Source organism: Gluconobacter aidae (assembly GCF_009547075.1).
GTDB classification, from domain to species: Bacteria; Pseudomonadota; Alphaproteobacteria; order Acetobacterales; family Acetobacteraceae; genus Gluconobacter; species Gluconobacter aidae.
In genome coordinates, this window is sequence record NZ_WIPH01000048.1 from 1 (window position 1) to 12340 (window position 12340).

Consider the following 12340-nt stretch of genomic DNA (forward strand, 5'->3'; position numbering starts at 1 on the left):
GGGCAGCCACCACAGTTTCAGGCTTCCTGAAGGCCCGGATTGCCACGCTCGACGGCAAAGCTGGCATAGGTGGACAGCGCGCCATCACGCACCATGACCCGGTCGATGATCTTCAGATCGGCGTGCCACACTTGCGGCCCGACATCACACAGCACATAACCGCGCTTGTCCGTCGTGGCCTTCAGATGCGGGTTTTCACTCCGGACGATCCGGCTGAAATGGTCGTCATCGCCCAGTCCGTCAGCGCCTGAGGAAATGGACGTCGCCAGGAACTCGACCGAAACCGGCTTGCCCCGTCCCGGCTCGACCAGCAGATCCCCGGCGAAATGCCGGTGCGCGTCTCCGGTCACGTTGACCACATTGCCGGGGCAGTGCGTGCCGATGAAATCCAGCAGACGCTTGCGGCTGTAAAGATATCCCGACCACTGATCCATGCTGTAGGTCAGTTCGGAATGGGCGGATTTGCGGTGTGCCAGATCCATGATCATGACCTGATGCGCCAGCAGGTTCCACTTCGCATCCGACCGGCCCAGACCATCGAACAGCCACTGCTCCTGCCGCGCACCCATCATGGTACGCTCGGGCGACCAGACGTCCCTGCCCTGCGCCGCATTCGTGTCGCCGTAAGCCTGATCGCTGCGATACTGGCGCGTATCCAGCACGAACATGTTCATCAGGTCGCCGAAGCGGAAGCTGCGATAAAGCTGCATGTGGCTGCCATCGGGAATGGACGTCGCCCGCAACGGCATGTTCTCGTAATAGGCCTGAAGCCCCGAAGCCCGGCGCAGACGGAAAATCTCCGGCGGCGTGCCGTCCTGATCGGTGTCCCCGGCCCAGTTGTTGTCGATCTCGTGATCGTCAAAGCTGACGATCCAGGACGTCGCCGCATGGGCGGCCTGAAGGTCCGGGTCCATTTTATACTGGGCATAACGGCGGCGATATTCGTCCAGAGAATAACATTCCGGACCGACATGACGGCGCAGGACATGGGCCTTGTGACCGTCGATCTCGCGCAGATGATCGCCGCTGTCCGGGCCTTCGTAAATATAGTCGCCATAGTGGAAGACGAAATCGATCGGCTCGTTCGCGATGGCGCGCCAGGCGGTGTAGTAGCCATATTCGTAATGCTGGCAGCCGGCCGCGGCAAAGCGGACGCGCGACAGGGGCGCACCCGGCAGCGGCAGCGTGCGACCCCGGCCAGTGGGGCTTTCGTAACCCGCGATATGGAAGCGGTACCAGTATGGACGGTCCGGCTTCAGTCCGGCCACCTCGACATGAACCGAATGGCCCAGTTCGGGATGCGCCAGCGTCTGTCCGCTCTGCACGGGTTTCGAAAAACTCTCGTCCTCGCTGACTTCCCAGTTCACCAGAACCGGCTTGAGGACTTCCATCCCGCCCGCCTCTTCCAGCGGGTCCGGCGCCAGTCGCGTCCAGAGCACCAGCCCGTCGGACGCAGGCTCACCGGAGGCCACGCCGAGCTGGAACGGAGACGTCTTGAAGCTCGGGTTCTTTTCCAGATCCCGCGGAACGGCGGCCCGCAGGGCGCGGACGCGCGTCGAGAGGAGGAGACCCGCGCCAAGGCCGGTCAGCAGGCTTCTACGTTTCATGAACACCATGCAGCACTTCTTTCCAACAGAGCCCGGTTCGCGGCGGAACCGGGCTCTCAGAGGTCTTGGGACACACACCCTCCGTTGTGTGGACACATGAAGACAGGTTTTGCCCACTCCCCGAAGCGGCATTTCATGAAACTGTCACGAATGAGAGCGTGCGAATTCCCTAAACGCTTGTCCGCCATCGCCCGGACAACGCCCCGGCGCGGCGGTGATTCGAAAACGTCCAGCAACGGGAACATGGATGCGCTGTCAGCAGGAATGGTTGCGTCTCTATCGCAGGGTGCGTTCCCGGACCCGCCGGGAGGATGCGGATGATCACCTTCAGAATGCACTCGTGAATTATTTCGAGCGGCCCGAAGGCAGCGTGCAGCATCAGGAAGCCTATATCACCCGCAGCGCGATCAATTCCTCGCTCAATGCGATCCGTCGCGAGCAGCAGGGATACGTGCAGGCGGCGGAAGGGTTTGAGACACTCCTGGAAACCGCGGACCCTGCGCCGTCGCAGGAAGATATCTATGCATCGGGTCAGAAACTGGCGCATTTCCGTGCAGGCTGCCAACGGCTTCCGAACAGGACCCGTCAGATCTTTCTGATGAACCGTGTTGAAAAAATGAAGTACAGCCATATTGCGAAATCACTGGAGATCAGTGAAAGCAGTGTTGAAAAACATATCGCAAAGGCGCTGGCTTTCCTTTCAACATGGATGGATCGTTGAAATACCGCTCTGATGGATATCACCAAAACCCGTGCGGCAGAATGGATTGCGCGCCTGCATGCCGAGGACTGCACGGATCTCGATCGTGACAGGTTCCGGGACTGGCTGGCGAGCGATCCGCGGAACGGTCCGGTCTTCGAACATCTGACCGAATTGTGGGAACTGGCCGGCGGCGTCACATCTCCATCCGTTACGATACCGCACCAGACAATACGCCGTCGCGCCTTCAGCCGGCGGCATGCGCTGGCCGGCTTGGTCGCGACGGTTTTTCTGGCAGTGCCTCCCCGGGAAGGCGCGCATGCCAGCCGGATCGAGGAAACGGGCACCGGCAGCATCCGAGATGTCCGCCTCACCTCCCGCGCCCATTGCCGCCTCGACACACAGACGCGCCTCGTCGTGGGGTTCGACGAACAACGGGCGCGGCTGTGTCACGGCCAGATCATGCTCTCGATCTCCGGGCCGGATCCGTTCCACCTCTCCGCCGATGGCATGACCGTGCAGCTTCACGACCAGACGGCCGCCGATATCCGCATCAATCGCGGCAATACGGAAGTCACGGCCATTCGGGGCAGGGTGTTCCTGAGTGCGGCGCCCCTGCGCGAGGCAGGACGCTGGGTGATGCCGGGGCAGCGCCTGCGCCTGTATCGCAATGGCGGGTGGAACATCGATTATCCCGATCTGGAAACATTGCTGTCCTGGCAGAGCGGCGAACTGGTGTTCCGCAATCAGCCGCTGGCGGAGGTGATCCAGGAAATCAACCGCTATGCGTCGCGCCAGATCGTCCTGTCCGCGCCGCGTCTGGCCTCCCAGCGTCTGAGCGGTGTTTATCATGTGCGGCAGGGGGATGCGTTTTTGCAGATGCTCCCGCATCTGTTGCCGTTGCGGATCCGGGCCGCCCATAACGCTTACGAAATCGTTTCTTTGTGACGTTTCGATGAAAATCGTCACATCACGCTGAGGGTTCCTGTTTTTCATCTGTCTTCCTGTCGAGACCGCATTCAGGCCCGACGACAGGAAACGAGCCCCATGACCCCGCCCACCCGTTACCCCCGCCGCACCGTTCTGCTTCTGTCGGCAGGCGCGACCATTCTGACGCAGGCGCTCCCCAGCGCCTTCGCCGCCCCTGCCACCGCTCCGGTACATATCGCACCGCAGCCCATGGCGCAGGCCCTCGTAACGCTGGGGCAGCAGACCGGTCGCAACATCATCTTCACGTCCGATGCGGTGGCCAATCTCCGCGCTCCAGCCGTGGACGGCACTCTGTCGCCAGGTGAAGCTGTCAGGCGCATGCTGCGCGGCAGCGGACTGAAGGCCGAGGCCATGCCGGATGGCGGGGTCATCATTCGCAAGGGCACATCCCCCCGCCCAAAGCCGCAGCGCCTGCGTGAGACGCAGGCGCATGAGATTGAGCAGATCGTCGCAACCGGCCACCGCACACGTTCGGTCATGAGTGTCAGCGGTGACGAAATGCAGACGCTCATGCCGGGCCAGAGCCCGATGCAGGCGCTGGACCTGCTGCCGGGTGTCACGTTCACCAACGTCGATCCCTGGGGCAATAACGAGCAGAACTCCAGCATTTACGTCCACGGCTTCAACCAGAACCAGCTCGGCTACACGATGGACGGCGTGCCGCTCGGCGCCGGGGCTTATGGCAACTATAACGGCCTGTCCCCGCAGCGCGCGGCCATCAGTGAAGACATCGGATCGACGTCCCTGTCGTCAGGCGCCGGTGCGCTGGGCACGGCCTCGACCAGCAATCTGGGCGGCACGATCGAGTTCACCACGCGTGATCCGAAACAGAAAGCTGGCGCCAAGATCAACCAGACTTTCGGAAGCTATTCCACATTCAGAACATTCGCCCGTATCGATACGGGCAATTTCGGTAACGGGAATTCGGCCTATATGGCATTCGCCCGTCAGGACGCCCGTCCCTGGAATCTCGGCAACGCCAACCGTCAGGGCGGTTATCAGGTGAACGGGAAATTCGTCCACAAAGGCGAGAACACCACCATCACCGCCTATTTCGACTGGCAGAACAAGGCCGAGCCAAACACGAAGGGTCTGACGGCGCCGACGGATCTCTACGCCCGCGGCGCCTTTTACCCGGACCTGAATGCCGCCATGGCGGGATACCCGGCGGAAAGCTCAACCAAAGCCGGTCCGGCAACCCCCAACAACAAGTATTACTTCTCTGCCGCGCAGCGGACCGATTACCTGACCTATCTGAAGATTTCCCACCGGTTCAGCCCAAACCTGACCTGGGACAACCAGCTTTATTTCCATTACGACGACGGCGCGGGCGTGGTGGCGACATCCATCCGCACGAATGCGATCCTGACCATTCTGGGCACGTATCTCGACCCGACCGGCACGAAATACATCAAGAACGGCCAGTTCACTTACAGCAAGTACGGGATCGACCCGAAAGTCTGGGATGCCACCGGCGGCACGGGTTTTGCCGTCCGCACCACGGAATACAGCGACTATCGCGGCGGCCTGACCAGCACACTGCATTACCATCTTGGCCACCATCATATCGAAGTTGGCGGCTGGTACGAACGCAACAACAATATGCAGGCCCGGCGCTGGTATCCACTGACCGCCAGCAATACCCTGACGCCTTATGAACGTCCCACCAACCCGCTCTTCACGCAGTGGCAGAACAATTTCTATACCAACACGTTCGTCACCCATCTTCAGGACAGCTGGAAGGTGACGCCACGCCTGACCCTGACGGCGGGTTTCAAATCCGAACTGGTCTATACGAACGGCACGCTGCCGATTGCCGCCCTGCCGCAGTCCCTGGCCTCGTCGGTAAAGGGCGCAAAGACGATCGTCGATACCAGCACCCAGACCATCGCGGGCGGCACGATCCCATCCTACAATCCGTTCCTGCCGGCCTTCGGCGCGCTGTGGAACTTCACGCAGCACGAGCAGCTTTTTGCCAATATCCAGGAGAACATGGACTCCTTTGCGTCCACCGGATACGGCTCGACTTCTCCCTGGGCCGTCTCCAGTCAGGCGGATTTCGAGAAGTTCAAGCGCAGCGGCAAGCCTGAGTCTTCATGGACGTATGAAACCGGCATCCGCACCAGCCATCCGATCAATACGCGGATCCTGACCGGAATCAGCGGGCAGCTCGAATATTATCACGTTGATTTCTACAACCGCCTCGGCACCATCTCCCCACCGGGTCAGGGCATTTCGGGCGTCGGCAATACGGTGGCGAATCTCGGCAGCGTCTCGACGAACGGCATGGACCTGTCCTTCACGCTGCGTTTTGGCCGGCATTTCTCGATCTATGATGCCGTGTCCTATGTCAGCAGCATCTACGGCAACGACTTCATGGATGGCGCGACACTCTATGCCACGCAGGGCAAGAAGGTGCCGGCCATTCCGGCGTGGTCAGACAAGTTCGCCGTCAATTACAATCAGGGCGGCTTCAATGCCCAGTTCAGCGGCAGCTATATGGGCGTCCGTCCGGGCACGATCACCAACAGCGTCATGGTTCCGCCGCGCGTACTGCTCGCCTTCAGTTCCAGCTATACGTTCCACCAGATCCCGCACATGAACAGCCTCAAGCTCCAGTTCAACGCCAGCAATCTCACGAACTCCCGCTCCTGGTCCTCGATCTCCGCGGGCGATGCCAGCACCTATACCGGCTATCCGACGGCGCCGCGCATGTTCTTCGGAACGGTCTCCGCCGCCTTCTGAACCCGGCACATTACCCATATCAGGGCCCGAGCCTCTCCCCGCGCAGCCTCCCGCTGTGGAGGGAGAGGCTTTTTCATGCCGGCAAGAGTCCCGCCGTTCACCTCTGCTGAACACTTCAGATCACGCAGTCGTGAAACCAGAAATTTTCCCACTGTCCCCTGAACCCGAGGGCGGTCTGAAGAATGCGGGTTTGCCGGGGGCTGCGGACATCTCGCACTTTTGAAGAAGCGGACATTCTCCCCCCATATCAGCGCGACAGGATGTCATCACGGAAGTGTGTCATTTGATTGCAGCAAACCGAGCACCTATGTCTCCCTGTGTCGAAGTCGTGACGCGACACGCCACAAGAGAATGGGATGACTTCATGAAACTTCTGGCCGTTCACCCAAGTGCCCTGATGTACACACGTGTGTTCCTGAGGCTTGAGCCACTTGGTCTTGAACTTGTAGCGGGTGCCGCGCGCAATGAAGGACATGACGTTCAGATCATCGATCTCCAGGTCGAGACCCATGAAGACTACTGGAAGCGTCTCGCTGACTTCAAACCGGATGCGATCTGTTTTTCCGGAAGCTATCTCGCGAACATTCCCGAGATCCTCGACCTGTGCAAGGAAACGAAACAGAGGATGCCCGGGAAGTTCATTTTCGTGGGCGGTCACTCGGTTTCCTTCATTGCACCCGATGTACTCCAGCTTTCCGAAGGTGCCATTGACTGCATCCTGAAGGGTGAAGGCGACGCGACGGTCGGCCTGCTGCTGGACGCCATCGAAAAGAAAACGGACCTGCTGAAGGTTCCCGGCGCCATCACGGCGGATGGTGAAGGTCCGCCGCCGATCTTCGTGAAAAGCCTCGATACCGTGCGCCCCGCGCGTGACCTGCTGCATCACCGCAACAAGTATTTCATCGGCACGCTGGACCCGGCGGCTTCCATCGAATTTGCCCGTGGCTGCCCGTGGGACTGCACATTTTGCAGTGCGTGGACGTTCTATGGCCGCTCCTACCGGACCGTCAGCCCGCAGGTCATTGCCGATGAGCTTGAGGCGCTGAAGGAACCCGGCATCTTCATCGTCGATGACGTGGCCTTCGTCCATCAGGAACATGGCATGGCCATCGCGGACGAAATCAAGAAGCGCGGCATCAAGAAGGAATACTATCTTGAAACCCGCGCGGACGTGCTGCTGCGCAACAAGGAAGTCTTCAAGACCTGGAGCGAAATCGGGCTGACCTACATCTTCATCGGGCTTGAAGCCGTGGATGAGGAAGGGCTCAAGCAGTTCCGCAAGCGCGTCTCGCTGGATGCCAATTTCGAAGCACTGGACTATGCCCGCTCGCTCGGTCTGACGGTGGCGATCAACATCATCGCCGATCCGTCCTGGACCCGTGAACGATTCGAGGCCGTGCGCCAGTGGTGCCTCGAAATCCCGGATATCGTGAATATCTCCGTCACGACGCCCTATCCCGGCACCGAAATCTGGCACCGGGAGGCCCGGCGCCTGACCACGCGCGACTATCGTCTGTTCGACATTCAGCACGCCGTTCTGCCCACAACCTTGCCTCTGCCCGAGTTCTACAAGGAACTGGTCAAGACGCAGCAGGTGCTGAACACCAAGCACATGGGCTGGGAGGCGCTGAAGGGCACGGTCGGCATTGCGACGCGCCTGCTGCTGCATGGACAGACGAACTTCGTGAAGATGCTGTGGAAGTTCAATTCGGTCTTCGATCCGAAGCTCCAGCTCTCCGATCACATGCGCAAGCCGCGCTACGAAATGCCGGTCCAGCCGGACGTGGTGGACAAGATCGACCGCAAGGCGCTTTACGTTCACGGCCCGGGCGGTCGCCGGACGCGCGCGCTCGACGATGCGACGGAAGGCTTTGTGGACAAGACCCGCATGGGGGCGGAAGCCGCCGCCGCGGAGTAAGGGTCAGGACGAAGGCGGAAGCGGGCTGAGACGCCAGACGTTTTCGGACGCCGGGCAGCGGCCTTTCAGCCCGCCTTCGACCGCCCGGTTTTCCAGAAGCGTGAAAGCATAAGCCTGACCATAGCATTGACGCAGGAACGCCTCACCGACAGAAAAGGGCGGTCCTTTCAGGCAGGACTGATCGTAGTCGAGCGTGACCAGAAGTTCGGGAACCGGTCCGGTCAGGGACAGGAGATGAGCGGCATAGGCCCGGCGCAGGTCTTCCGGCAGGGCGATCAGTGCGGCGCGATCATAGATGCCGTCCATCGCACCGAGCAGATCTGGCGTCAGGTCGAAAATATTGCCAGCGAAAATACGGATCATCCCGGAGGAAAAACAGCGTAACGTCCCTGTTTCCACAATATCGGGCGTGAGGCCGAGGTCGCTGAAAAACCGGCCCACGGCGATATCGCTCAGCTCACATCCGGTCACGCGATAACCCTGCCCTGCGAGCCAGACCATATCCTTGCTCATGCCGCACAAAGGCACGAAAATCCGCGCTCCCACCGGAAGACCCAGCGCCGCAATATGACGGGTCAGGAGCGGATTGGCCTGTGGCTCATGAAAACCCGTCTCGCCACGTTCCCATCTTTCCTGCCAGAAAACGGCGTTCGACACTGTATCCATAAATCCGGCTTTCTTCCTGCTTTTCCCGGCTGAGACTGTGCCGGGTTCTGCTGGCGAGACAATGGCATGTATCGGGAAAATATGAGAAAAGCCGCTCATGGTCATGCTCACCCCCTCCCAGCGGCAGGCACTTGATGAAATCATTGCCGCACATGCCGCAGGACGGCCGACGCATCTTCTGACGGGATATGCGGGCAGCGGCAAGACGACGCTGATGCAGGCCGTCGCCCGGCATTTCATGGCTGAAAAGAAGGTGGTGGTCATCACGGCCCCCACTCACAAGGCCACCGCCGTCCTGCGCTCGAAAGTGGATCGGGACGTCGATTGCCGGACCATCCAGAGCCTGCTGAGCCTTCAGCCATCCTCGCAGGGTACGACCACAACGCTCGTGCGCTCCAAACGGCCGCAGACGATTGCCGATGGCATTGTGATCGTTGATGAGTGCTCGATGCTCTCCGCGGAGCTGATGAACTGGATCCGCGATCTTCTGCGCTACTGCTTCGTGCTGTTCGTGGGCGATCCGGCCCAGCTCCCGCCCGTGGGAGAAGCTGCGTCCCCATCCTTTTCCGTACCGTCACGCTCCCATCTCGACACCGTGGTGCGGCAGGCGGCGGGCAATCCGATCCTCGAAGCCGCGACCATCATCCGCCAGAGCCAGGGCAGCGACGCTGACTGGAGCTGGGTCCGCGATGCCCGTCAGGAACAGACGGGGCTGTTTCTGCCCAAGGATGTGGAAAGCTGGGTCCGCAAGGCGTTCCTGTCCGATGCCTTCAATGCGGATAACGACTGGTGCCGCTATCTGTGCTGGACGAACGCGCGCGTGCATCAGGTCAACCGGATGGTCCGCCTCTGGCGTTATGGCGGTGAAACGCCGACACCCTTCATGCCCGGAGAGCGTGTCGTGTCCCGCGCGCCGTATTCCATCCAGCAGGAAGAAGGTGGCCCGCGTCAGGCGATCGCCACGAACGAGGAAGTCCTCGTCATGGACATCAAACCCGGTCGGCTGTCCTACAAGTTCGAGCTGTGCAAGGATGTTCCGGCCTGGGTCGCGGATCTCGCGTCATGGGAAGTGACGCTACTGACGATGGCGGGCGAGGAAATCACCGGCCATATCGTGCAGAATCCAAAGGATCTGGAGGCCGTGGACCGGCGTCTGGTGCAGGAAGCAAAGCAGCAGCACCGCTGCTGGAGCCACCGTTTCGCCTTTCACAATGCCCTGCTCCAGCTTCAGGCGGTCTATGCCATGACCGTCCACACCGCGCAGGGCAGCACGTTCAAAAACGTGTTCGTGGATCTCGGCGACATCGGCCGCCGCGCCCGACAGAACCCACTGGAAACGCAGCAGCTCTGCTATGTAGCCGTGACGCGCGCCACCGACATGGTGTTCCTCGTCAACACGACGGGTCTTTCCGCGCAATAGGCCGCGATGCCCATAGCGACGCCAGAATAGACCCAGAGACATTGTGCCAGATGGAGAAGACGGCCCCCGGCAGTGCCGCCAGCGGCGAGAAATAGAGCCGCCCCAGCGTGGCGGCGAGGCCCGAGTTCTGCATGCCGACTTCCAGCGCCAGCGTACGGCAGATGCTTTCATCAAAACCGAGCAGCCGCCCACCCCAGTAGCCCCCCAGAAGCCCGATCCCGTTATGCAGGATGACCGCCAGCAGCATGACCGGGCCCGCCTCTTTCAGGGACGGCCCCACACCGGCGACGATCGCCCCGATGATGAGCAGGATCGACACCATGGCCACCAGCGGAAGCGCGGGCTCCACGCGCTTCACCAGGCGATGGCACAGGGTGTTGAGCGTAACCCCCACCAACACGGGAAGCGCCACCATTGTCAGGATACTGCGGAACAATGCCCAGCTATCCACGGCCACACCGGCAGACACATAGAACCGCACCAGAAGCGGTGTCGCGACGATCCCGACAAGAGTCGAAAAGGCGCTGATACTGACGGAAAGCGCAACATCCCCGCGCGACAGATAGATCATGACATTCGAGGCCGTGCCGCTCGACACACAGCCGACCAGCACCATGCCCGTCGCAAGTGCGGGCGGCATCGACAGCAGATGCGCGATCCCCCAGGCGGCAAGCGGCATGACGAGATAATGCAGTCCCACGCCCGCCAGAACCGGTGCGGGACGACGCAGGATCCGGCCAAAATCGGCGGGCGTCAGCGATACGCCCATCGTGAACATGACGAAGGCCAGAAGCGGCGTGATAACAGGGACCAGCGTCAGGAACGGCGCGGGCAGAAGAAGGGCGAGACCGGACACCAGAATGGCCCAGAGAGGAAACAGGCGCGTCATCATCTGGGCGGAACCGGTGGGAGATATCTTTCAGGGAACATGCGACTCATCTTGATAAGATGACAGGAACGCCCTTATGCCGGGCAACAGTCGGCCCGTCATCCCCTCCAGAGAAAAGCGCAGAACAACGGAGAATCCAGAAAAAAGCAGCCCGAAAAATGCCATTAACCCGGAGGTAAGGTCGGGCTGTGTTTATTGCGGTTCAGGGAGTCGACGAACGTCTGCCTGCCTTTACGGGAGGGGCCTGTACAGCCTGTTCAATAACTTATGCGTCATCAATGACTCCTGATCCACCTACCCTGCTTGGATGCAGTGCGGTTATTTTCCTGCTTCTGGGCGTTCATTTCATTTTGTCTGAACTGTCCGCCAGAAGATGGCCGCATATGGTCTGGTACGCAGCCCCGTTTCTTATGGGAGCGGCATCCAGTCTGCTGTTCACTGCCCCGACTATGCTTCCGGGATTGTGGGGATTACGGCTTGGCGCCCTGTTCATGATCATGGCCTATGGAACCGCGTGGCAGGCGATGCGTGTCATGCTGGGCTGTCAGGCCCGCCTGCTTGTGCTGGTGTCTGCCTGTAGCCTGTCGTTCACACTTTCGGCTCTGGCTGGATCGACGGGCGCGATTCACGTGATCAGTACGGCCTTTCGCCTGACAATCATCGCAGCCTTTCACGTTTTCGCCGCCCGGGACCTGCGGCGGAGCGTCCCGATCAGAACACCTGCAAGACGCAGCCTGCTGAGGCTACTCAACACTTACGCCGCCTTCCATCTCCTTCTGGTGCCCTTCGTCTTCTGGATGCCGGCGCCCCTCGGCGCGGCCCCGAGCACCGTCTGGGCCGTAACGACCTACAATTTCCTGGTTATCATCGAAGTCGCGCTGTTTGCACTGGCAATGATTGCCATTCCCTGGGAACAGCTTACATTCCGGCAGCAGGAACTGATCCTGCAGGACCCCCTGTCAGGCGGTGGCAATCGCCGGGCTTTCCAGGCCTGGCTGGACAATGATGGACATATCTGCGCCCACGAAGCCCTGCTCATGGTCGATATCGACCATTTCAAGTCCATCAATGACGCCCATGGCCATGCGGTCGGCGATCAGATCATTACCGCCATGGGCCGTGTATGTACGCAAATCCTCTATCCTCCGACGGTCCTGTTCCGTATTGGCGGCGATGAATTCGTGGTGGTGTTCCAGTGTGGCAGCCTTGACGAGATGCTCGCGACCGCCCACCGACTCAGAAAGGCTTTCTCGACGGAAACCCGCCTGATCGGGGGCGGGGCCGTCATGGCAACGCTCAGTATCGGAGCCGCGCTTTGTCCCGGCCGGGGGATCCCGCGCACCGAGCTTCTGGCCCAGGCCGATAACGCGCTCTATACCGCCAAGCAGTCCGGCCGCAACCGCGT

Annotated in this window: 9 protein-coding genes; 6 read left to right on the forward strand and 3 right to left on the reverse strand. The window is 60.7% G+C overall.

Going from position 1 to position 12340, the window contains the following annotated elements:
• Nucleotides 1–17: 17 nt before the first annotated feature.
• Nucleotides 18–1616, reverse strand: coding sequence for an alkaline phosphatase D family protein (locus GFJ39_RS12645; protein WP_194285378.1), 1599 nt, complete (start codon nucleotides 1614–1616; stop codon nucleotides 18–20).
• Between the two features lie 238 nt (nucleotides 1617–1854).
• Here GFJ39_RS12645 and GFJ39_RS12650 point away from each other — a divergent pair, with 238 nt between their 5' ends.
• The 4 genes from GFJ39_RS12650 to hpnR all read left to right on the forward strand — a co-directional run bounded on the left by GFJ39_RS12650 (nucleotide 1855) and on the right by hpnR (nucleotide 7960).
• Complete coding sequence (locus tag GFJ39_RS12650) at nucleotides 1855–2328, forward strand: RNA polymerase sigma factor (protein WP_153431687.1); 474 nt, start codon at nucleotides 1855–1857, stop codon at nucleotides 2326–2328.
• A 12-nt stretch (nucleotides 2329–2340) separates the two neighbouring features.
• Nucleotides 2341–3255 (forward strand): FecR family protein, encoded by a 915-nt coding sequence (locus GFJ39_RS12655; protein ID WP_153431689.1) that lies wholly within the window; start codon nucleotides 2341–2343, stop codon nucleotides 3253–3255.
• Between the two features lie 99 nt (nucleotides 3256–3354).
• Nucleotides 3355–6042 carry a TonB-dependent receptor plug domain-containing protein gene (locus GFJ39_RS12660; protein WP_153431690.1) on the forward strand — a complete coding sequence of 896 codons (2688 nt, stop codon included), beginning with the start codon at nucleotides 3355–3357 and terminating at the stop codon, nucleotides 6040–6042.
• Nucleotides 6043–6406: 364 nt separating this feature from the next.
• On the forward strand, nucleotides 6407–7960 hold the full coding sequence (hpnR, locus tag GFJ39_RS12665; protein ID WP_153431692.1) for a hopanoid C-3 methylase HpnR: 1554 nt from the start codon (nucleotides 6407–6409) through the stop codon (nucleotides 7958–7960).
• 3 nt (nucleotides 7961–7963) lie between these two features.
• Here the strand turns inward: hpnR and tmpT are convergent, their stop codons facing one another.
• Nucleotides 7964–8626, reverse strand: coding sequence for a thiopurine S-methyltransferase (tmpT, locus tag GFJ39_RS12670; RefSeq protein ID WP_153431693.1), 663 nt, complete (start codon nucleotides 8624–8626; stop codon nucleotides 7964–7966).
• Between the two features lie 97 nt (nucleotides 8627–8723).
• Here tmpT and GFJ39_RS12675 point away from each other — a divergent pair, with 97 nt between their 5' ends.
• On the forward strand, nucleotides 8724–10046 hold the full coding sequence (locus tag GFJ39_RS12675; protein WP_153431695.1) for an ATP-dependent DNA helicase: 1323 nt from the start codon (nucleotides 8724–8726) through the stop codon (nucleotides 10044–10046).
• Here the strand turns inward: GFJ39_RS12675 and panS are convergent.
• Nucleotides 10018–10938 (reverse strand): ketopantoate/pantoate/pantothenate transporter PanS, encoded by a 921-nt coding sequence (panS, locus tag GFJ39_RS12680; RefSeq protein ID WP_153431696.1) that lies wholly within the window; start codon nucleotides 10936–10938, stop codon nucleotides 10018–10020. The genes GFJ39_RS12675 and panS overlap by 29 nt on opposite strands.
• 275 nt (nucleotides 10939–11213) lie before the next feature.
• On the opposite strand from panS, the gene GFJ39_RS12685 reads away from it, so the two are divergent.
• On the forward strand, nucleotides 11214–12340 hold a 1127-nt coding region (locus tag GFJ39_RS12685), incomplete at its 3' end, for a GGDEF domain-containing protein (protein WP_153431698.1).

Coding starts and splice junctions, on each gene's coding strand:
- GFJ39_RS12645 (WP_194285378.1), bottom strand. CDS start 1,616: ATGGTGTTCATGAAACGTAGAAGCCTGCTGACCGGCCTTGGCGCGGGT.
- GFJ39_RS12650 (WP_153431687.1), top strand. CDS start 1,855: ATGCGCTGTCAGCAGGAATGGTTGCGTCTCTATCGCAGGGTGCGTTCC.
- GFJ39_RS12655 (WP_153431689.1), top strand. CDS start 2,341: ATGGATATCACCAAAACCCGTGCGGCAGAATGGATTGCGCGCCTGCAT.
- GFJ39_RS12660 (WP_153431690.1), top strand. CDS start 3,355: ATGACCCCGCCCACCCGTTACCCCCGCCGCACCGTTCTGCTTCTGTCG.
- hpnR (WP_153431692.1), top strand. CDS start 6,407: ATGAAACTTCTGGCCGTTCACCCAAGTGCCCTGATGTACACACGTGTG.
- tmpT (WP_153431693.1), bottom strand. CDS start 8,626: ATGGATACAGTGTCGAACGCCGTTTTCTGGCAGGAAAGATGGGAACGT.
- GFJ39_RS12675 (WP_153431695.1), top strand. CDS start 8,724: ATGGTCATGCTCACCCCCTCCCAGCGGCAGGCACTTGATGAAATCATT.
- panS (WP_153431696.1), bottom strand. CDS start 10,938: ATGATGACGCGCCTGTTTCCTCTCTGGGCCATTCTGGTGTCCGGTCTC.